Annotated in this window: 20 protein-coding genes; 3 read left to right on the top strand and 17 right to left on the bottom strand. The window is 64.6% G+C overall.

Annotated features, from left to right (window positions below; genetic code table 11):
- Positions 1-29 precede the first annotated feature (29 nt).
- From JQK88_RS25335 to JQK88_RS25290, 10 genes are all read right to left on the bottom strand, one after another.
- Positions 30-1,235, bottom strand: a complete 1,206-nt coding sequence (locus JQK88_RS25335; RefSeq protein ID WP_192254859.1) for a hypothetical protein — start codon at positions 1,233-1,235, stop codon at positions 30-32.
- 52 nt (positions 1,236-1,287) lie between these two features.
- Complete coding sequence (locus JQK88_RS25330; RefSeq protein ID WP_203279796.1) at positions 1,288-2,238, bottom strand: hypothetical protein; 951 nt, start codon at positions 2,236-2,238, stop codon at positions 1,288-1,290.
- Positions 2,239-2,372: 134 nt separating this feature from the next.
- Entirely contained in the window at positions 2,373-4,139 is a 1,767-nt protein-coding gene (locus tag JQK88_RS25325) for an ABC transporter ATP-binding protein (RefSeq protein WP_203279795.1), read from the bottom strand.
- Positions 4,140-4,167: 28 nt separating this feature from the next.
- Positions 4,168-5,112, bottom strand: a complete 945-nt coding sequence (locus tag JQK88_RS25320; protein ID WP_192254855.1) for an acetamidase/formamidase family protein — start codon at positions 5,110-5,112, stop codon at positions 4,168-4,170.
- Positions 5,102-6,697 (bottom strand): ABC transporter substrate-binding protein, encoded by a 1,596-nt coding sequence (locus tag JQK88_RS25315; protein ID WP_246750033.1) that lies wholly within the window; start codon positions 6,695-6,697, stop codon positions 5,102-5,104. Before JQK88_RS25315 ends, JQK88_RS25320 begins: the two co-directional genes overlap by 11 nt.
- A gap of 82 nt (positions 6,698-6,779) precedes the next feature.
- A complete protein-coding gene (locus JQK88_RS25310; RefSeq protein ID WP_203279793.1) occupies positions 6,780-7,700 on the bottom strand; it encodes an ABC transporter permease in 921 nt (306 codons plus the stop codon).
- A complete protein-coding gene (locus JQK88_RS25305) occupies positions 7,697-8,599 on the bottom strand; it encodes an ABC transporter permease (RefSeq protein ID WP_192254849.1) in 903 nt (300 codons plus the stop codon). Before JQK88_RS25305 ends, JQK88_RS25310 begins: the two co-directional genes overlap by 4 nt.
- A complete protein-coding gene (locus JQK88_RS25300; protein WP_192254847.1) occupies positions 8,577-9,206 on the bottom strand; it encodes an ANTAR domain-containing response regulator in 630 nt (209 codons plus the stop codon). The genes JQK88_RS25305 and JQK88_RS25300 overlap by 23 nt, the downstream gene beginning before the upstream one ends.
- Entirely contained in the window at positions 9,203-10,297 is a 1,095-nt protein-coding gene (locus JQK88_RS25295) for a transporter substrate-binding protein (RefSeq protein ID WP_192254845.1), read from the bottom strand. The genes JQK88_RS25300 and JQK88_RS25295 overlap by 4 nt, the downstream gene beginning before the upstream one ends.
- A 182-nt stretch (positions 10,298-10,479) precedes the next feature.
- On the bottom strand, positions 10,480-10,968 hold the full coding sequence (locus JQK88_RS25290; protein ID WP_192254843.1) for a hypothetical protein: 489 nt from the start codon (positions 10,966-10,968) through the stop codon (positions 10,480-10,482).
- A gap of 134 nt (positions 10,969-11,102) precedes the next feature.
- Between JQK88_RS25290 and JQK88_RS25285 the strand changes: the two genes are divergently transcribed.
- Positions 11,103-11,462 (top strand): RtcB family protein, encoded by a 360-nt coding sequence (locus JQK88_RS25285; protein ID WP_312037321.1) that lies wholly within the window; start codon positions 11,103-11,105, stop codon positions 11,460-11,462.
- A gap of 167 nt (positions 11,463-11,629) precedes the next feature.
- On the opposite strand, the gene JQK88_RS25280 is transcribed toward JQK88_RS25285, so the two are convergent.
- From JQK88_RS25280 to exbB, 3 genes are read right to left on the bottom strand one after another with little or no spacing between them, the layout of a single operon-like run.
- Positions 11,630-12,577, bottom strand: a complete 948-nt coding sequence (locus JQK88_RS25280) for an energy transducer TonB family protein (protein ID WP_203279792.1) — start codon at positions 12,575-12,577, stop codon at positions 11,630-11,632.
- Positions 12,574-13,029: a TonB system transport protein ExbD gene (exbD, locus tag JQK88_RS25275; protein ID WP_192254837.1), complete on the bottom strand. Its 456-nt coding sequence runs from the start codon at positions 13,027-13,029 to the stop codon at positions 12,574-12,576. The genes JQK88_RS25280 and exbD overlap by 4 nt, the downstream gene beginning before the upstream one ends.
- Before the next feature lie 6 nt (positions 13,030-13,035).
- Entirely contained in the window at positions 13,036-14,037 is a 1,002-nt protein-coding gene (gene exbB / locus JQK88_RS25270) for a tonB-system energizer ExbB (protein WP_203279791.1), read from the bottom strand.
- Between the two features lie 340 nt (positions 14,038-14,377).
- On the opposite strand from exbB, the gene JQK88_RS25265 reads away from it, so the two are divergent.
- Positions 14,378-15,052, top strand: coding sequence for a cysteine hydrolase family protein (locus JQK88_RS25265; protein ID WP_192254833.1), 675 nt, complete (start codon positions 14,378-14,380; stop codon positions 15,050-15,052).
- Between the two features lie 222 nt (positions 15,053-15,274).
- On the opposite strand, the gene JQK88_RS25260 is transcribed toward JQK88_RS25265, so the two are convergent.
- Both JQK88_RS25260 and JQK88_RS25255 read right to left on the bottom strand, forming a co-directional pair.
- Entirely contained in the window at positions 15,275-16,231 is a 957-nt protein-coding gene (locus tag JQK88_RS25260) for an LLM class flavin-dependent oxidoreductase (protein WP_203279790.1), read from the bottom strand.
- Positions 16,232-16,489: 258 nt separating this feature from the next.
- Positions 16,490-16,645: a hypothetical protein gene (locus tag JQK88_RS25255; RefSeq protein WP_192254829.1), complete on the bottom strand. Its 156-nt coding sequence runs from the start codon at positions 16,643-16,645 to the stop codon at positions 16,490-16,492.
- A gap of 234 nt (positions 16,646-16,879) precedes the next feature.
- On the opposite strand from JQK88_RS25255, the gene JQK88_RS25250 reads away from it, so the two are divergent.
- Positions 16,880-17,647 (top strand): SDR family NAD(P)-dependent oxidoreductase, encoded by a 768-nt coding sequence (locus tag JQK88_RS25250; protein ID WP_203279789.1) that lies wholly within the window; start codon positions 16,880-16,882, stop codon positions 17,645-17,647.
- Between the two features lie 96 nt (positions 17,648-17,743).
- On the opposite strand, the gene JQK88_RS25245 is transcribed toward JQK88_RS25250, so the two are convergent.
- Positions 17,744-18,688, bottom strand: a complete 945-nt coding sequence (locus tag JQK88_RS25245; protein WP_203279788.1) for an ABC transporter permease — start codon at positions 18,686-18,688, stop codon at positions 17,744-17,746.
- A complete protein-coding gene (locus JQK88_RS25240) occupies positions 18,685-19,740 on the bottom strand; it encodes an ABC transporter permease (protein ID WP_203279786.1) in 1,056 nt (351 codons plus the stop codon). Before JQK88_RS25240 ends, JQK88_RS25245 begins: the two co-directional genes overlap by 4 nt.
- Between the last annotated feature and the right edge of the window lie 177 nt (positions 19,741-19,917).

Genomic DNA, 19,917 nt, shown 5'->3' with positions numbered 1-19,917 from the left:
TCGGCACAAAACGCCGGCCCTTCTTGTCGTCACGTCATGGCCTCCCGCTGCGCGATCAGCATCGCCATGCGCTGCACGGCGCGCAATTCCATTTCCACGCCGGGCGACGATGCCATCGCCGGCATGTTGAGCGCGACCACGGCCAACGGGTCGAGTGTCGCCAGCAGCACATGCGTCGCCTCGTATTTCTCGAACAGCCATGCCAGCTGCTCGCGTATGTCCTCGTCCACGGGGGCATCCGGCTGCACGTCGGCGAGCGAGCGCACCGGCGCCTGTTCCAGCGCCCGCGCCAGCACCTTCAGGTCGAAATCGCCGAGGTCGGCGGCCGGCAGGATCAAGGCGCCGTCGACGAGAATGTGGTGCTGCAGGCCGCGCAGGAAGCTCGCGGAATCCGTCAGGTCGCCCTCGGCCATGTGCTTCAGCAGCGAGTCGCGGCGCTTTTCGGCGGTGAGGCTGACGCTGTCATTGTAGATGACGGCCAGTAGCGTCGCCGACAGCACGATCACCACGCCCTGCACGCTGCCGCGCCAGCCGAGATCATCGATGCCACCCAGCGCCAGCCCGGCAAACACCGAGCTCAGCGCGATGACAGCAAAGGCGCCGATCGTGTCGCGGTGGCCGAGGCTCGCCCGCCCAAGCCCGATTGTCAACCAGCACAGGAACAGGATGGCGATCCCGCCGAGCCGCACCGGCACCTCGAACAGGCCGGGCCGGTAATCGGTGACCATGAACGGAAGGATCAGCAGCAGCGACAGCGCCATGCGCTCCACGGTGCGGTTCTCGGCCGCCGACAGGCTGTCGCGATCGCGCGTCATCACCAGCCAGCCGATGGCGACAAAACCACCGAACTGGAAGGCCAGAAGCATCGCCATCCGCCATGGCTCTGCAAGGCTTTCCGGGATCAGAGCCAGCAGGAGGAACAGCAGGGCGCCACTTGCGGCGAAGAATTTAAGCGCAAACGGCGCATGCCGGCGCAGCAAGCCCTCAGTCAGCAAAAGAGCGGCCAGCGGCAGCAGGCCCGCTGCCGCGATGGTGACGAAGCGGAAGAGGGCGAGGCCGGTCGTCCAGTCCAGAATGCGGCAGGCGAGCAGCACCGCCAGCACACGCAACCCAAACAGGAAGCGGCGCGACAACCCATCGTCGCGCCCGCCGACGACCGATATCACGATCAGCAGGCCGAACAGCGCCGCCAGCGAGGTGATGGTGTCGGCGACGAGTGTGTCGTCGAAACTCATGGCTCCGCTGCCATCAGCTTGAGCGTGAAACGGCGTACCGCATCTGAGGCCGCTAGCGTGTCCATGGTCTCAGCACATTCCATTGCCGGCTCGAATCCGCCCAGTGAACCACCGGCAGCACCAGTCGCTGCAGCGTGGCGGCGCCACCCGCCACGGCAAGGGCGGCAAGCGAGCCGCGCGGCACCGCGTCGGCTAGATAGGTGCGCGCCGCCTGGAAACTCATCTGGCCGATCTGCAGCACGTCATCGCCGCGCCCGTAGTCGAGCTCTTTGCGGCAGAACTCGTTATAGGTCTCGACGCGGTGCTTGGCCGCCTCGTCGAAGGTTTTTTTCAGATCGTCCGAGCCGCCTGTATAGGCATTGGTGATGACGGAGCGCTCTTCGTCGAAACCCGCTTCCGGGCCAACGCCGAAGACATGGCGGTGGCGCGCCATGATCTGCCGCGCCAAAAGCACATGGGTCAGCGAGCGCCGCGCGCCGGCATGCGGTCCGGGAAACACATTGGTGAAGGCTTCGGCGACCATACCGACGACGGCAGGCACCTGGGTGACGTTGGAGATCCAGATCGGCCGCAGCTGGTTGCGCAGGAACATCAGGAAGCAGGTCAGGCCGTAGAGGATCCAGCTCAGCCCCCGGCTGCGCTCGTCCGGATCGACCATGACGAGGCCGAGGTGCAGGACCTCATACGGCTTGCCGGCCAGTGAAATCTCCATCAGCGCCAGCGCGTTGAAGGCGATCGGCCGCCCGTCGCTGCGCCGGTAGACGATGGTGATGATGGAATGTTCCAGCCGGCTGCGATCGCCGGAAAACACGCCATAGGTCAGGCTGCCGGCCTTCAGCGTCTTCGACGCCACCAGCCGCAGATCGCTGGTCAGCTGCTCCAGATCTGCCGCCGTCATCCAGCGTCCGGGCCGCTCCACGACGCGCGTCTCGTAGCCGTCGGACGCGCGCATGCGAACATCCATGAACCGACCCGGCAGCAGCTGCAGAACTGCCTTCAGCACTGTTTCCCCCTGAGGCAAGAACGCCGACCGTATAGTGGTCGTCATCCATCTAAGGCGAGGTAAACCCGAGATGACAAGTCTTGGTTGTGCTCAACAAGGTAAAAGAACAGCTGCAATCGCCGACCAGCGCGGGCTCAGCTTTCCGCAGCGACGAGATGGCCGTTGCCGACATCGTTCAGCGCCAGCTTCAGCGGCGCTTCGCCGATCTTGCGGGTCGCGCTCGGTATCTCCTGGTCGAGGCGGGCGAATCGGGTTCTGCGCTGCGCTGGGTCTGGCACCGGCACGGCTTCGATCAGCCGCCTGGTGTAGGGATGGCGCGGGTTGGAAAACACCTGGTCGCGTGTGCCCATTTCGACGATCTGGCCGAGATACATGACGGCGACGCGATCGGAGATGTTCTCCACCACCGCCATGTCATGCGAGATGAAGAGATATGCGACGCCGAATTCGCGCTGCAATTCCTTCAACAGATCGAGCACGCGCGCTTGTACCGAGACGTCGAGCGCCGAAACGCTTTCATCGGCGATGATCAACTTCGGCCGCAAGGCAAGAGCGCGCGCGATGCAGACGCGCTGGCGCTGGCCGCCGGAGAATTCATGCGGATAGAGTTCCATCTGGTCGGCCGACAGGCCGACGCGCTCGAATAGCGCTGCCACGCGATCGCGGCGCTCGTCCTTCGAGGCGATGCCGTGGATCACCAACGGCTCGGCGACGAGATCGCCGACACGCATGCGCGGATCGAGCGAGGCGAACGGGTCCTGGAAAATCATCTGCACGTCGCGGCGCACCGCTTTGCGCTCGACGCGGCCGAGACCGGAAAGATTGCGCCCGCCAATAACGATGTCACCGCTATACGGCACCAGCCCTGCCAGCGCTTTGGCGGTGGTCGACTTGCCGCAACCCGATTCGCCGACCAGCGCCAGCGTCTCGTTGGGCGCGATCGAGAAGCTGACGCCTTCGACGGCGTGGACGCGGCGGGTGACCTGGCCAAAGATGCCGCCGCGCAGATCGAAACGGACATGCAAGCCGTTGACCTCGGCGACATTGGCCGGTTTTGAGGCTTCAAGCACATCCCTGGATTTCTGCCGCCCGACGCCGCTGCCGATGCGCGGCACGGCGGCCAGCAGTTCGCACGTGTAATCGGCCTGCGGTCGGGCAAAGATATCAGCGGTCTTGCCTTCCTCGACCATGCGGCCATGCCGCATGATGATGACGCGGTCGGCCATTTCGGCGACCACGCCCATATCGTGGGTGATCAAGATGACACTGGTGCCGTGCTGACGCTGCAGGTCGCGCAACAGTTCCAGCACCTCGCCCTGCACGGTGACGTCGAGCGCCGTCGTCGGTTCGTCGGCGATCAGCACATCGGGCTCGAGCGCCAGCGCCATGGCGATCATCACCCGCTGGCGCATGCCGCCGGACAGCTCATGCGGAAACTGTTTTAGCCGGCTTTCGGCTTCAGAGATGCGCACCGCCTTGAGCGCTTCGATGGCGTGCTGGCGGGCCTCGGCCTGCGACAGGCTGGTATGCGCCTCGATGGATTCGGTCAGCTGCCGACCGATCGACAGCACCGGGTTGAGCGAGGTCATCGGCTCTTGGAAGATCATGGCGATGCGGTCACCGCGGATGCGCCGCATCTGGCGCTCGTCGAGGGTTGCCAGATCGGTGTCGCCGAGATGGATCTTGCCGGACGAAATACGCGCGGCCGGCTGCGGCAGGAGTTGCATGATCGCCAGTGCGGTCATCGACTTCCCGGAGCCAGACTCGCCGGCAATGCAGAGTGTCTCGCCACGCGCCAGCGTCAGCGACAGGTTGGAGACAACCTCCCGCTCACCGTCCTCGCCACGCACGCTGACGGAGAGGCTGGCGATGTCAAGAACGGGGTTTGTTTCGCCGGTCATCGCAGGCGCAGCCGGGCGAAGGACGCGTTCATTCAAACACGCAGCGCGGAAAATAGAACGATACCACCCAGTTCGGCACGTCGACGATCTCGCTGATGCGAAGGTCGCCGCACACCGAAGCCAGCATATAAGCCTCGACCGGATCGATTTGGTACCGCCCAGCCAGCAGGTCGACCATCTGCGCGACCGCCTCCTTCGCACCCATCATCAGGTCCGGGCCGATGCCGGTCGTTACCTCATAACCCTTGGCGTCGAGATGGCGCGTCACCGGGCCCGACGTGGTGAAGCGCGGCGTCTTCAGCCTGGCGTCCTTGACCAGATCGAGCTTGAGCACGACGTCCATCGGGCTTTCGATCGCCGTGCCGCAGACCTCGCCGTCGCCTTGCGCGGCATGCGTATCACCAACCGAGAACAGCGCACCCGCCACTTCCACCGGCAGATAGAGTGTGGTGCCAGCGGCGAGGTCGCGGATGTCGAGATTGCCGCCGACGCGCCGCGGCGGCACCACCGAGTGAAGCCCCACCTCAGCCGGGGCGTTGCCGATGGTGCCGGCGAAAGGCTTCAGCGGCACGCGCGCATTTTTGCCGAACAGCGCCGGCTCGAGCGAGGCGGCGTCGTATTTCCAGATGTTCAGCGCCGGCTCTGTAAAATCGTCGGCAAGCAGGCCGAAACCCGGAATGTTCGCCGTCCAGCCGAAGCCGGACGGTTTGAACATTTCGATCGTCACCTTCAGCGCATCGCCCGGCTCCGCACCCTCGACGAAGATCGGTCCGGTCACCGGGTTGACCCTTTCGAAGTCGAGCTTGGCGACGTCGGCGACCGTGCTGTCGGCCTGAAGCTGGCCGCCCCCTGCATCGAGGCACTGGAACTCGATGGTCGCGCCGGGCGCCACCCGCTCGGCCGGGACAAACGAATTATCCCAGCCGAAATGGTGATGGCGCCCGTGGATGGTGTAGTCGCAGCTATTGCACATCTTTTACGTACACATTGTCATAGTTGATCGGGATATGGACCGGGTCGACATAGAGGTTGTCGGCGCCGCCCATGCGGGCCGATTTGAGCGTGAAACGCTGCTCGTTGAAGATCGGCGCCCAAGGCGCGTCCTCCATCACCTTGTCGTAGATGGCGCTCCACATCTTGTAGCGTTCGCCGGCCTTTGCCGGGTCGACCACCGAGTCGGCCTCGGCCGCCTTGGCGTCGAGATCCTTGTTGCAATACCACGACCAGTTCCAGCCGCCGGGCACCGCACCGGCGCAGCCGAGGATCGGGCCGTAGAAGTTCGACGGATCCGGGAAGTCGGCGATCCAGGCCATACCGCCGGACCAGATCATCGGCGCGCCGGCCTTGTCGCCGCCGGCCGCAATGACATTGGCCTGTGCCAGCGACTGGATGCTGGCCTTGATGCCGATCGCCGCCAGGTCCTGCTGGATCGCCTGGGCGATGCGCGGGTTGGGGTCGGTGTTCATGGCGAACAATTGCGTTTCGAAGCCATCGGGATGGCCGGCCTCGGCCAGCAGCGCCTTGGCCTTGGCGACGTCATAGGGATAGCCCTTGTAGTCCTTGTTGTAGCCGGGCATCGACGGCGGCAGCGGCTGGTTGGCGGGCACGGCGCGGTTGTTGATGATCTGGACGACGCGCGCCTTGTTGATCGCCATGTTGACGGCCTGGCGCACCTTCACATTGTCGAACGGCGCCATGGTGGTGTTCATGGTGACATAGCCGGTTTGCAGCTGGCCGCCTTCGACGACGCGCGCCTTCTGTTCGGGATCGGCCATCACCTCCTGGAACTTGGCCGGCGGAATGACGTCGCCGAGCACGTCGACCTCGCCTTTCTGCAGGCGCAGCAGCGCCACGATCGGCTCCTGGCCGATCTCGAAGGTGATCTTGTCGAGATGCGGCAGGCCCTTGTGCCAATAATCCGGGTTGCGCTCGAAGACGAGGCGCTGTCCAAGTGTCCACTCGGTGAGCTTGAAGGCGCCGGTACCGACCGGATGCCTGCCGAAATCGGCGCCGTATTTCTCGACCTCTTCCTTCGGCACGACATGGGCGAAGTTGATAGCCATGACATGCAGGAAGGTGGCGTCGGGGCGGGTCAGCTCGAACTTGACCGTATAGGGATCGACGACGGTGACGCCGGACAGGCCCTCGGCCTTGCCGGCGGCGACATCGTCATAGCCTTTGATCGAGCCGAAGAAGCCGGCGCCGGGGCTCTGCGTCTTCGGATTGGTGACGCGGTCGAGCGAATATTTCACGTCGTCGGCGGTCATCTCGCGGCCATTGTGGAATTTCACGCCGTGGCGCAGCTTGAACGTGAAGGTCTTGCCGTCCGGCGCAATCTCGTAGCTTTCAGCGAGGTCGGGCTTCAGATTGGTGGTGCCCGGCTCGTAATCCATCAGCCCGTCGAACAGGCTCTTGATCATCGACCAGTTCTGCCAGTCATAGCCGATCGCCGGATCGAGCGTGGCGACATCGTCCTTGTAGGTGACGATGATGGCGCCGCCCTGCTTGGCGTTCGGGTCGACGGCGTCTTCGGCGCGGACGCTTGCCATGCCGAGCATCAGCGCCAGCACCGATGCCGCGACGGTGGATGCAAGAAACTTTTTCATTGTTGTGTTCCCTTTCTCTGTTTGTTTTTCATTTTCATCTGAGTTTGATACGGGGATCGATGAAGGGCGCGATGACGTCGGCCAAGAGATTGCCGAGCACGATGGCGAAGGCCGACACCAGCGTGACGCCCATGATGATCGGAATGTCGACGCGCTGGATCGCCTGCCACGCCAGCTGGCCGATACCGGGCCAGCCGAACACGCTTTCGACGACGACGATGCCGCCCATGAAGATGCCGATGTCGATGCCGATCATGGCGATGACAGGCAGGATGGCGTTGGGCAGCGCGTGGCGGAAAATGATGGCGCTGCGCGCCAAACCCTTGGCGCGGGCGGTGCGGACATAGTCCTGGCGCAGCACGTCGATCATCGACGAGCGCATCATGCGCGCATACCAGCCGGCGCCGAGTATGCCCATGGTCAGCGACGGCAGCACGAGATGCCGCCAGGTGCCGTAGCCGCCGATCGGAAACCAGCTCAGCCGCACCGCAAAGACGTAGAGCAGCAACAGCCCGACGACGAATTGTGGCGCCGAGACGCCGACGAAGGAAGCGACCATCAAGGTCTGGTCGGTGGCGGTGCCGCGCTTGACGGCGGCGATCAGGCCCATGCTCAGGCCGATCAGCAATTCGCACAGGATGGCGCCGACCATCAAAAGCAGGCTTGCCGGTAGCCGAGAGACAATCAGTTCGGTGACTTCTGAGCGCTGGATGTAGGAGCGGCCGAGATCGCCGCTGACGAGCTTTGTCAGATAGTGCCAGTACTGGACGACGAAGGGTTGGTCGAGGCCGAGTTGCTGGCGGATGTTTTCCACCGTCTGTGGCGTGGCGCTGCGGCCGGCGATCTGGCGCACAGGGTCGGCCGGCAAGAGGTAGAGCAGCGCAAAGGTGATCAGCGAGACGCCGAGCAGGATCAGCAGCGACTGGATCAGGCGGCGGCCGAGATAGTCGATCATGCCCGGCCTCTTTGCGTCGGATCGAGGATGTCGCGCAGCGCATCGCCGATCAGGTTGAAGGCCAGCGCCAGCGCCAGGATCGCCGCACCGGGGATGAACACCAGCCAGGGTGCGGCCTGGAAATAGGTCTGGTTTTCGAAAATGATGTTGCCCCACGACGCCGTTGGTGGCTGTACGCCAATGCCGAGGAAGGAGAGAGTCGCTTCCAGCAGCACAGTGGTCGAGATGCCGAGCGTGCCCCAGACGATGATGGTCGGCAGGAGATGCGGCAGGATGTGGCGAAACAGGATGCGCGGCGCACCGGCGCCGATGGTGCGTTCAGCGTCGATGAATTCACGCTCAGCGAGTGAGGATGTTTCGGTGTAGATGACGCGCGCGGTCTGCACCCAGTTGACCAGCGCGATGACCATGGCGACGATCCACAGGCTCGGCTGGAACACCGCCGCCAGGCAGATGGCGAGCAGCAGGGCTGGGAACGCCATCATCAGATCGGTGAAGCGCATCAGCGCGCTGCCGACCCAGCCGCGGAAATAGCCGGCGGTGACGCCGACCAGCGTGCCGATCAGAAGCGCCACGCCATTGGCGACAATGCCGATGATCAGCGAGGTGCGGGCGCCGTAGAGGATGCGGGTCAGCAGGTCGCGGCCGAGCAGGTCGGTGCCGAGCCAGTACTGGGCGCTCGGCGGTAAGGGCGACCCCTCGATGGTCAGGCCGTCGAACATTTGCTCGTTGGGATCGTAGCCGGTCAGCCACGGCGCCAGGATGGCGCCGGCGACGACGATGGCAACGATGACCAGGCCGAGCAGTGCCAGGCGCCGCTTGACCAGCCGGCGCCAGACGCCAGCGCGTGGTTTGGCCGGCATACGCACCGGTAGGTCAGGCGCGATTGGACTGGTCATCGCCGCCTTCTTCACCCGTTGCTTCCTCGCCCGTTCCTTCCCCACTTGTCATCGCCACGATCCGGCGCGCGGCATCCTCGACACTGATCTGCCAGCTCATCGCCAGCGAGCGCAGCTGCGCATAGGCGCGCTCGTCGTCGCTGCCCTTCGACAGCGCCGCCACCGCCCGCACGATGGTCTGGCGCTCGGCGACGCGCTGGCGCAGCGACGCAATTTCGCCGGCTAAATGTTTTCGCGCCTCGAAACTCTGCCTCGCGATCAGAAGCGCGCTGTACACACCGGCATTGCCGACCGGCTTCAAGAGTTGCGCATCGGCCTTGTGCGACAGCGCCCATTCGATGCGGCCGGGCGCCTCGGAACCAATCAGCGCCACCAGCGGCATCGGCGCCTCCCCCGCTTTCCACGGAAATTGCTCGTCAAAGCCAAGATCGGCGTCGAAGAAGACGAAATCGGCCGCCAACGCCCCAGGCGGCAATTCCGGCCAGCAGTCGACAGTGATCAGGCCGATGGCCGACAATTGCCGGGTGATTGCCTGCACCGTCGGGTGCGGCCGATGCAGGATGAAGGCCCTGGCGCCGCCAAGATTGGGGATGCGCGCCCTGGTCACGACACCACCCTCAGGCGCGGACGGCCGAATGTCTTGGCGGGGTCGTAGCGCGACAGATACGGATCCGGCGCCACCTCATCCTCGCGGCTGACGACCTCGAAGAAGCCGTCGGCGATCCGGCCGATGATCACCGGCAGTGTCGCGTGCTGGGAATGGGCGTCAATGGCGATCGGCCCGAGCCGCGTCGGGAAGCGCCGCTCGGCGAAGGCTTTGGAGAACTCCGCCGGACCGGCGTCGGCGTCGCGCGACAGCACCTCTGCCATCACTTGCACCGAGGCATAGGCGGAAGCCTCGAAGGACGAGGCGAAGGCAGCCGGCCGCGGCGCGAAATACGGCCCGACCGACAAATGTCCCTTGCCGGTTTCGCCGATCGCCGGCAGTTCGCCCTCGGTGAGGTTGCAGGAAACGACCGGGCAGTTTTCCGGCCTGAACGCCGCATCCTCGTCGCCCAGATCGCGATAGGCGGCGAGGAAGGCATAGGACGAGGTGCCGATCAGATTGTTGAGGATGAAATTCGGCCGCGTTGCCCGTATTTCTGCGATCAGCCGCGACACATCGGTCTCGCCGATGCGCAGATAGCGTTCGCCCAGCACCTTGCCGCCGGCATCCGCGATCAGGTCGCGCGCCACGCGGTTCATCTCCCAGCCCCAGATGTAGTTCGAGCCGAGCAGGAAGCCGTTGGCGCCGAAGCGGGGCACGACATGCGCCATCAGCGGCACCAGGTGCTGGTTGGGGCAAGCGTGCATGTAAACGACGTGCTCGTTGGCCTCGAAGCCCTCATAGGGACAGGCATACCAGAGCATGCCGCCGGCCTTCTCCAGCACGGGGATGGTCTCCTTGCGGCTCCACGAGGTGACGCAGCCCACGACATGGCGGGCGCTGCTGGTCCTGAAAATGTCTTCGCACAGCGTCGCGTAGCGATCGGCATTGCTTTGCGGATCGCGCTCGACCGGCACCAGTTCGATGCCCGAGCTGCGGTCGGCATTGATGTCGGCAATGGCGCGCATGGCGCCCATCCGGCACGCATCGGAGACCAGCTGATAGCTGCCCGAGCGCGAATAGAGGATGCCGATCTCGATACGCTGTTTCAAACTGGACCCCAGAAATGACAATGCCCCGCAGCCAGCACCGCAGGGGCGAGGCATACGAGGCATATTTGCCGCCCGGCGATCAGGGCCGGTATTTCGCCTTAGCGTATTCGCTCCGGCGGGTCAGTCAAGCCCTTACCGACGTCGACATGCAACGCCACGGCTCGCCAATCAGCCGTGACCAGCTATCTGGCTGTCGCTCTTTGACTGTGTTGGCGGGCATAGGCCACACAGGCGTCCACCGTACTGACACAAAGCGCGTCCCGTCTGTTCGGCAAATTGTTGTCGCCCGCGTAGGCGACTTCGGCGACGCGGCCGTTGGCCATGCGAATTTGCGTGTCGCAATAACCGCCGGGAGCGACATTGACGGAGCCGCCGACCGCCGGGATCGCGCCTACCGCCATGGTTGGGACGACAATGCTGAGATTGCCGCGCTGAACGACGCGCTGGTAGGTCCAGATCTGGCCAGACTCGCCAACGTCCGCGGTGGCGGTCGGAAAGCCCGCGCACATTCGAACGTCGGCTTCGCTGAGGCCGACCATCTCCTTGCGGGCCGCCGCCGCCGTGGGCTCAACCTTGGCGATGCGTGATGTATCGTCGGGAATGACGCAGGAAGACTGGACGCCGACGACAAGAACAGGAAGGGCAAGCTTTCTAATACAGGAGAATGTCATACCGATTGTCGGATTTGCAATGCGCCCGGCCACACTCTTTACCTAGGCAAACAGGCGAGCGGTTCAACCGTTCAGCTTCACGAAAAGGTGGCCGAGCAAGGCGAGGTATCGGAGGCGCCATCCTTCCGCTTGCCATGGTGCTGATCGTGCGCGGCAAGAATGCCGAGAACGGGCTTGGCTTCTCGCCGCATGGCGCCGGGCGCAATTTTTTCGTGCACCAAGCACAGGCGCATGCAGGCGCGGCGCAGCGACGCCGATATCTTTGCGCAGGAGACGAAGGACATCGACCCCGCTTCTTCTCTGGCGTGACGGATATTTCGGAGCTGCCGACCGCCTACAAAAACGCGGCCTCGATGCGCCGCCAGATCGAGCATTTCGGCCTGGCGGAGATCGTCGACGAGGTGCTGCCCTACGGCTGCATCATGGCCGGTGACTGGGAGGCCAACGCGCCGTGGCGCAAGAAGCGGGAAGCGCGCTTGCACCAGGGGCGTTGATCGAAAAGGGGATGCAGGGCGCAAAGCCCGCATCCCGCATCGGCTCCACCGCTACGTCATAACCGGCTTTTCAGGCCCACGCGGATGGTTGTTGAAAGCCGTTGGCAGGTCGTCGGCACATGCAGGCGTCAGGCAACAAGGTCGGGTACCGTTCGCTGCACTCCACTTTACCGCAGCGTGAACATCAAAGGCGCCACGACAGCCGTACCGACCTTCTCTGGCGGTGGCGCGGGCACCGTCGCACCCTGCAGAATGCTCAGCGCGGCTCGATCGAGGTCCGCGTCACCCGATGATCGTGTCAGCCGGACGGAGGTCACCTTGCCCGAAGCGCTGACGACGAAGGTCACATTTGCGGTACCCACGGCGCGCCGCGACCTTGCCGCGCTCGGATAACGCTTGTTTCGATTGATCCATCCGATCAGCTGTGAGTTCCATTTGCTTGCACTGACCGATGATCCTCTCGATTGCGAAGCCTTCGGCGCCGACGCTTGTGCGCCCACCTTCGCATCGACGCTGGCGGTCACGACCGCTTTCGCCGGCGCGGCCTTTTCCTTTTTCTCTTTCTTCGGGCGCGGCTTGGGCTTTTCGACCGTCTTCTTTGCCTTCTCGACCGGCTTGTCCTCCACAAGCTTGGCTTGCGGCAGCGGAATGACCACGTCCGGCGCCACGGTCGGGACGATGTCAGGTACGACCTCGTCCAGCGGCGGCGCCTGATCGGGCTGTTCGGCCGCTGCTGTCTCGACCGGTGCGGTCTCGTCGGGTTGAATGGCTTCCGCCTCATCGGCAACCGGCTCCGGCTTGTCGACGTCCGGTTCCACGACGGGTCTTGCGTCGGCGACGGTCTCCTCCACCTGGTTCGTCGGCTCCGGCGTCACCACATCGGCCATCGTGTCCTCAGGCACCGCCGGTGCGACCATCATCGGCGACAGTTCGATCGCCACCGCCGGCGGCGAGCCCCCATCCATCTCGTTGGCCAGGCTAAAATTCTGCACGGCATAGGCGATCGCGACATGCGCGCCGACAGTGAGAATGGCCGCAGCCACCCACAAACGGATCTCGCGCGCGCCTGTGCGCGGCGGATCGGCCATGGGAACGGCGGCGGCCAGATGCGTCATGGGACGGCGCCTGGTTGCGGCGCCGCCGGATCCGCCGGCACCTCCAGCCCGACCAGCGCGATCTTCAGGTAGCCGGCGCCGCGCAGGAGATTCATCACTTCCATCAGATCGCCATAGCCGACCGCCTTGTCGGCGCGCAGGAAGACGCGCGTCTGCTTGTCGCCCTTTGTCTTGCCGTCGAGCACGGCGGCAAAGGCCGCGCGCGGCACACTGTCATTGCCGATCGCCAGCGTCAGATCGTCCTTCAGCGTCAGGAACAGCGGCGTTTCCGGCCGCGATGCCGGCGTCGCGGTCGAGCCTGGCAGATCGACATTGACGTCGACCGTCGCCAAAGGCGCCGCGACCATGAAGATGATCAGCAACACCAGGATGACATCGATGAACGGCGTAACGTTGATCTCGTGGTTTTCCTCAAGATCGCCGTCGATAGTCTCGCGAATTCTAGCCGCCATGGCCCATCACTCCGCCGCCAGCGCAGGCACTTGCGGCACCGTGCGGAAATCCAGATCGCGGCTGACCAGCCGTTCGACGCCGGCCGACGCATCGGCAAGGATCTGCCGGTAGCCGGATATGGAGCGCGCAAAGACGTTGTAGATGACAACAGCGGGAATGGCCGCGACCAGGCCCATCGCGGTGGCCAGCAGCGCCTCGGCGATGCCGGGCGCGACGACGGCGAGGTTGGTGGTCTGCGCCTGCGATATGCCGATGAAGGCATTCATGATGCCCCAGACGGTGCCGAACAGGCCGACAAAGGGCGCCGTCGAGCCGATCGTCGCCAGCACGCCGGTGCCGCGCGACATGCGCCGCGCCGCCGCCGCCTCGATGCGCGACAGGCGTGATGTGACGCGTTCCTTCAACCCGTCGCCGGTGACGTGGTCGAGCGCGCTGGCCGAAAGCGCTGCCTCTTGCTCGGCTGCCTGCACCAGGAGCGCGCCGGGGCCGCCGCTGTTGCCCAGCGCACGACTGGCCTGCAGCAAGGTGGCGGCATTGCCGATGGCGCGCGCGGCGCGCCGGGCGCTGAGCTTGCCGAACAGGATTTCCAGCGACTTGGCCAGCCAGACCGTCCAGGTGACGAGGGAGGCGAAGGCAAGCCCAATCATCACCGCCTTGACGATGACGTCGGCGGCCATGAACATGCCCCAGGGCGACAGGTCGTGCGGCAGGGTCAGCGAAATCGCCGAAGGATCAGGCTGCGCGGTTGCGCCGGGCTGGCTGGCCGGCGCTGGCGCAGCCGGCGCGACTTGTCCGGCGGCTGGTAACGTCTGCGCGGCAAGCGCAGTCGGTGCCGCCTTTTCCACCGCCGCTGGCGGCGAGACTGGCGCAGGCTGGGCGGTTGCTGCTGGTTCCGTCGTAACCCTGGGCTGCGGGGCCGGTTGCGTGCTCGGCTGCTCTTGCGCAGCAGCGCTGCCGGCCGACAGCATGACCGCAGCCAGCGCCGCCAACAAACCATTTCTGGACATGCTTCGTCCTCGCTTCGTCATTGCACGTAACCGATGGGTTGGCCGGTGACGGGATGCGCAAACACCCCCATCTCGACGCCGAAAATACCAGCCACGGATTCTGGCTTTCTCTCAAACGCGGCACAGCCGCTGGAAACCAATTCAGGCGGCCGTGCTCCCGCTTGACTATAAAACATGAGTTTACTAGTCAACAAACAAGATGGCTTTTTGGCCAACGGTCTTTGGCGCGATACCGGCGCATCGTCTTTGTGTCGGTCCACCTTGCCGCGTCGCACTGAGGGATGGACGGCGGCGGCGTTGCTGGGCCACGATGCCGGGCAGCAATTGAGGCAAGCAGCCGATGATCAAGGCGACACCGTTCGATTTCCCCTATGACGGCCAGCTGGTGCCGCAAAATACCGCGCTGCTGGTCATCGACCTGCAGGAGGATTTTCTCTCGCCATCGGGCTATTTCGCCAGGAAAGGGTATGACCCTGCGCCGCTGCGCGCCATCCTGCCGACGGTCAACCGATTGATCGCGGCCGCACGGTCGGCCGGCCTCACCATCATCCACACCAGGCAAGGCTATCGCGGCGACATGGCCGACATGACGCCTTACGAGAAATGGCGCCGCAAGCGGGCGGGCCTCGAAGCCACCGACGTGCTGCTGCGCTCCGGCCCCGGCTTTCAGATCGTCGCCGACATCGAGGTCGCGCCGCACGACATCATCGTCGACAAGACCTGCAACAGCGCCTTCACCTATACTGACCTTGAGCTTGTGCTGCGCGCGCGGGGCATCACGCATCTGATGTTTTCCGGCTGCACAACCGATGTCTGCGTCCACACCACGCTGCGCGAGGCCTGCGACCGTAATTTCCAGTGCCTGACCATAGCCGACGCCTGCGCCAGCGGTGACCAGTACGCGCATGAGGCGGCGCTACATATGGTGACGATGGAGGATGGGGTTTTCGGCGCACTGGCGGAATCGGGCGCTGTGCTGGCGGCGCTGGCGCGGTTGGGTGGGAAGACGAGCTAGATTACCAAGGCTGGAGGGACAGCACCCCCCTCTGGCCTGCCGGCCATCTCCCCCGCAAGGAGAGAGATCAGGCGCTCAGCCGCTTTCGCAAATCTTCGACATTGAAAGGCGCGCGACGCCTCAAAACAGCCAATCTCCGCCCTTGCGGGGGAGATGTCCGGCAGGACAGAGGGGGGTGTGAAGGATCGCTACTTCCGTGCTTTCAACAAGCGCCGGCGGAACTTACCCTGCGGCGCGAACCTCCGCCCCAGCCCGCGCTACAAACGCCCCAGGCTGCGGCGCCTCGGCCTCGCGGCGCGCCAGCGAATTACGCAGGAGCGCTATCGTCTCACGGCCGACGCTGGCGATCTCGCGCGGCCTGTCGACCCCAACGATCATGAATTCACTGATGCCCAGCGCCGCGTAGGGCAGCAGCGACAAAGCGATGTGCGCTGGCGGTCCCGAAAGCTCGACTGCCTTGTGGGCACCGGAGACTCCGCCTTCGGCACGAATGCGGACTGGAAGCGCAAAACGCAGTTTGCCGGCGCGGCCATGTTCGGCGGCGGCGGCGCGTGCCCGCTCCATTAGCTGGCGGATCTCGTCCAGCGAACCAGCCGCCAGCTCAAGGACGTTGGCATGCCGTCCGGCGACCCGGAGCGCGGTGCCCGATTGGCCACCCATGCGGACGGTGATGTCGGCGCCATGCGGCCCTTTGCGCGGCACATAGCCGCCCTTGATGCTGTAGAAGGCGCCTTCATGGTCGAAGGGCTTGTCGTTCGACCACAGCCGCTTCAACAGCACCAGATATTCATCGATGCGCTGCCAGACCACGGTGTGGCCGACCGGGCGCGTTTCGGCATCGTCGTCATCCAGCGGCTCGCTCAGCATCCTCACCGACAGCCTGCCGCCGCTCCTGGCGTCGAGCGCCGCCAGTTGCCTGGCCGCAACCGCGGGCGCGACCACGCCGGCCCAATGCGTCAGCACCACTTCCAGCGACGAGGTGCGGTCGAGCGCCTGGGCTGCAATGTCCATATTGGTCAACAGCCCGGCTTGATCATCGACGACGATCTTCTGGAAGCCAGAATCCTCGATCAGCGACAGCTTTGTCGCCGTCTCGACGAAATCATAGAAGAAAGGCACGGCCGAACCGGCGTCGGCGGCCTGTGTTTTACCGGGAACATGCGTGAACTCGATCGGCATCGCCATCTCCTCCATCACGTTGGATGCATGCCGCTCAAACGTGGCCTCCGGGTTTGGGGCAGCGACATGCAAAATACAAAGCGGTCCGCGCCAAAGCGCATCCGCGTTCGGTTCATCAACTCCGGTTACCTGAAGGCGCTAGAGCGTTTCGCCACGGCGAACCGCTCTATCTCTTTGTTTCTCGCAATTCCGGAGGGAAAACCGCTTCACACTTTTCCTGGAATTGCTTTGGGTCACCACCCTTTCGGCCTGAACGGGTCAGGGAATCAGGCCGAGCACAACTGCCCCGGTGAACGCGAACGCAAGGGCAAAGACGAGATAGGCGAAGGCGCCTGCATAGGCGGGGCGGAAAGCCTGGGCATTGGCCGGCCTCTGACTGCTGCGGTCCGTCTCGGCGTTCTGGATATAGGACATATCGACCTCCGTCTTGGCCATTAATCTATAAAATCAGTAGACTTTGTCGATTGCTATTTTTTGACTACCCGCAGAACAATTTTCTCAAATTTCCATGTGAATTGGTCTGAGATTGCTGGGAGGCCGCGATTCGCGGCAAGCGACCAACCAGCTTGGCCGGCCTTCACTTCGAGGATAGCATCGCCCTTCCCGCGTAAAAGCGGACGATTTCAATCAGGGGATGGGGAACAAAACATGGGTGCAAGACTGGCTGGCAAGGTCGCCATCATCTCGGGAGGCGCAACGGGAATGGGCGGAGCGGCGTCGGAATTGTTCGCGGCCGAAGGCGCCAAAGTGGCGATCATCGACCGCAACGGCGAGGCGGCGGCCGCAACCGCGGCGGCGATCCGGGCGCGGGGGCATGTCGCCGAGCATTTCGTCGCCGATGTCTCTGATGAAGCGCAAGTCGAGGCGGCGGTGAAAGCGGCGACGGTCAAGCTCGGCCCGGCCACCGTGCTGTTCAACCATGCCGGCACCATCGTGATAAAACCGTTCCTGGAAACGACGGTGCAGGAGTGGGACTGGCTGCATGCCGTCAATGTCCGCTCCATGTTCCTGATGACCCGCGCCGTGCTGCCCGGCATGATCGCGGCCGGTGGCGGCTCGATCGTCTGCACCTCGTCGATCTCGGCGGTGGCGGCCACACCGATGGAGGTGCTCTACGACACCACAAAAGGCGCTTGCCACATGTTCGCGCGGGCGATTGCGGTCGAGTTCCGCGACCGCAACATCCGTTGCAACGCCGTCTGTCCCGGCTTCATCCGCACCCCGCACGGCCTGCGCGAGGTTGCCGATCTCGGCAAGCTCGGCGTAGATGTTTCAGACGCAGCGCTTGCCGCGCAGCAGGGTCGCATCGGTGAGCCGGAAGAGGTCGCAAAGGCCGCGCTGTATCTGGCCAGCGACGAATCCAGCTTCGTCAACGGTACGCATCTGTTCGTCGACAACGGCTTTACCGCGATGTGAGGCGTCCCAAGGTCCAGCTTCTTCGTCCCAGGGACAAGCTTGGCGCCCTTCCTCTCCCCCGTCGATCGGGTGGAGAGGAAAGGATGCCAAGCCCGCCTACCGCTCTTCCCGTCGAAACGGCTTCAGCAGCGCTGACGGCGCCACCGCATTGCGCGACATCACGGCCATCGCCACGATGGTGAAGATGAACGGCAGCATCAGGAACGCTTCGTAAGGGATATGCCCGAGCCCGCTCGCCTGCATGCGCAGTTGCAAGGCATCGACGAAGGCGAACAGTAGCGCCGCGCCCGCCGAGCGCCACGGGTCCCAGCGGCCGAACACGACCAGCGCGATCGCCACCCAGCCACGTCCGGAGACGACGCCGAAGGTGAAGGCGTTGAACTGGGCCATGGTGAGGAAGGCACCGGCGAGCCCCATCAGCGCGCCGCCGAGGATGACCGCCTGGAAGCGCGTGGCAATGACGCTGACCCCGGCGGAATCGGCAGCGCGCGGGTTTTCCCCGACCATGCGCACAGACAGGCCCCAGGGCGTGCGGTAGAGTATGAAGGCGGCGAGCGGGATGGCGATGATCGCCATGTAGACCAGCGCAAACTGGTTGAACACCGCCGGGCCCAGAACGGGAATGTCGGAGAGGATCGGGATCGGCAGGGTCTGAAAACCCTTGATGCTCGGCGGCACCGATTGCTGGCCGAAGATCAGCCGGTAGAGGAAATAGGCAAGACCCGACGAGAACAAGGTCACGCCGATGCCGCAGACATGCTGGCTGAGGCCGAGCGCCACTGTGAACAGCGCATGCAGCGCCCCCATCAGCATGCCGGTCAATACAGCCGCCAGCACGCCGAGCCACAGGTTGCCGCTGAGGCTGGCGGCGGTGAAGCCGGTCATCGCCGACAAGAGCATGATGCCTTCGATGCCAAGATTGAGCACGCCGGCGCGCTCGGAAAACATTTCGCCGAGCGTCGCGAAAGCCAGGGGCGTGGCGATACGGATGATGGCAGCGAGGAATCCGACCTGAAAAATCTGTTCGAACACCGCGCTCATGCGGGTGCCCCCACACGGCGGATACGGTAGGCCGTGAAGAGCAGCGCCACCAACATGGCAAGCAGCGCCGTTCCCTGGATGACGTCGCTGAGGAAGGCCGGAACGCCGGTGGCGCGCGACATCGCCTCGGCCCCGGTCATCACGGCGGCGAGGAAGATCGCCGCCGGCACGACGCCGAGCGGATTGAGCCTGGCCAGCATGGCGACGACGATGCCGGAATAGCCGTAGCCCGGTGAGATGTCGCTCATCACCTGGAAATGCACGCCGCCGACCTCGCCGACGCCGGCGAGCCCGGCCAGCGCGCCCGACAGCAGCGCCGTCGAGAGCAACACGCGCTCGACATTGATGCCGCCATAGCGGGCGGCCTCCGGGCTTTCGCCTGTGACCCGGATGCGGAAGCCGAGCGTGGTGCGCACGATCAGGAACCCGATCAGGGGTGCCGTGATCAGCGCAGCAATGACGCCGAGGTGCAGCCTGGTGCCTTCGAGCAGCACCGGGAAATTCGCCGAATCCTCGATCGGCGGCGAGATCGGATAGCCGCTGAAGGAGTCCTTCCACGGTCCCTCGATCAGCGCCATCAGCGCGTAGTAGATGACCGAGTTGAGCAGCAGCGAACTGACGACGTCATCGACCTTGAATTTCACTCGCAGGGTCGCTGGCACCAGCGCGACAGCGGCACCGGCAGCAGCGCCCGCCAGCGCCATCAATAGGATTGCGAGCGCCCCCGGCATCGGGATGGCGCCGACGAAGCAGCTGGCCACGGCGCCGGCCAGCAATTGGCCTTCCGCGCCGATGTTCCAGAATTTGGCCCGGAAGGCCACCGCGACCGCCAGCCCGGTGAAGATCATGGGTGCTGCGCGCACCAGCGTTTCGGTGATGGCGTAGCTGTCGCCGAACGAGGCCGACAGCATCACGCCATAGGCCTCGAGCACACCGGCACCAGCCAGAGCGATCAGGCCGCTGCAGATCACAAGCGTGGCGCCGATGGCGATGATCGGCAGCGCCAGGTTGAACCAGGCAGGGGTCGAGGTGCGGGCCTCCAAGCGGAACATCAGCTACGGCCCTCCACCCTCAGCGCAGCTGTCCCACCGATGTATCCGGTGTTGGCGCCGCCCCTCATCCGCCTGCCGGCACCTTCTCCCCGTATAGGGACGGGGAGAAGGGGGCTGTTTGCGGCCTCGGCACTTTTCCTGCAACGCCGGCGATTGGCGAAAGCCGTGATGAGAGCG

This window comes from Mesorhizobium caraganae (assembly GCF_016836705.1).
GTDB lineage: Bacteria > Pseudomonadota > Alphaproteobacteria > Rhizobiales > Rhizobiaceae > Mesorhizobium > Mesorhizobium caraganae.
Note: the sequence above shows the minus strand (reverse complement) of the source record. Positions and strands in the feature narration are given on the sequence as shown.

Bases quoted from the DNA above. Each gene is read 5' to 3' on its own strand.
- JQK88_RS25325 (WP_203279795.1), bottom strand. From the start codon at position 4,139: ATGACCGGCGAAACAAACCCCGTTCTTGACATCGCCAGCCTCTCCGTC.
- JQK88_RS25245 (WP_203279788.1), bottom strand. From the start codon at position 18,688: ATGAGCGCGGTGTTCGAACAGATTTTTCAGGTCGGATTCCTCGCTGCC.
- JQK88_RS25250 (WP_203279789.1), top strand. From the start codon at position 16,880: ATGGGTGCAAGACTGGCTGGCAAGGTCGCCATCATCTCGGGAGGCGCA.
- JQK88_RS25290 (WP_192254843.1), bottom strand. From the start codon at position 10,968: ATGACATTCTCCTGTATTAGAAAGCTTGCCCTTCCTGTTCTTGTCGTC.
- JQK88_RS25265 (WP_192254833.1), top strand. From the start codon at position 14,378: ATGATCAAGGCGACACCGTTCGATTTCCCCTATGACGGCCAGCTGGTG.
- JQK88_RS25260 (WP_203279790.1), bottom strand. From the start codon at position 16,231: ATGCCGATCGAGTTCACGCATGTTCCCGGTAAAACACAGGCCGCCGAC.
- JQK88_RS25240 (WP_203279786.1), bottom strand. From the start codon at position 19,740: ATGTTCCGCTTGGAGGCCCGCACCTCGACCCCTGCCTGGTTCAACCTG.
- JQK88_RS25315 (WP_246750033.1), bottom strand. From the start codon at position 6,697: ATGCTCGGCATGGCAAGCGTCCGCGCCGAAGACGCCGTCGACCCGAAC.
- JQK88_RS25255 (WP_192254829.1), bottom strand. From the start codon at position 16,645: ATGTCCTATATCCAGAACGCCGAGACGGACCGCAGCAGTCAGAGGCCG.
- exbD (WP_192254837.1), bottom strand. From the start codon at position 13,029: ATGGCGGCTAGAATTCGCGAGACTATCGACGGCGATCTTGAGGAAAAC.
- JQK88_RS25285 (WP_312037321.1), top strand. From the start codon at position 11,103: ATGGTGCTGATCGTGCGCGGCAAGAATGCCGAGAACGGGCTTGGCTTC.
- JQK88_RS25335 (WP_192254859.1), bottom strand. From the start codon at position 1,235: ATGAGTTTCGACGACACACTCGTCGCCGACACCATCACCTCGCTGGCG.
- JQK88_RS25305 (WP_192254849.1), bottom strand. From the start codon at position 8,599: ATGACCAGTCCAATCGCGCCTGACCTACCGGTGCGTATGCCGGCCAAA.
- JQK88_RS25320 (WP_192254855.1), bottom strand. From the start codon at position 5,112: ATGTGCAATAGCTGCGACTACACCATCCACGGGCGCCATCACCATTTC.
- exbB (WP_203279791.1), bottom strand. From the start codon at position 14,037: ATGTCCAGAAATGGTTTGTTGGCGGCGCTGGCTGCGGTCATGCTGTCG.
- JQK88_RS25280 (WP_203279792.1), bottom strand. From the start codon at position 12,577: ATGACGCATCTGGCCGCCGCCGTTCCCATGGCCGATCCGCCGCGCACA.
- JQK88_RS25310 (WP_203279793.1), bottom strand. From the start codon at position 7,700: ATGATCGACTATCTCGGCCGCCGCCTGATCCAGTCGCTGCTGATCCTG.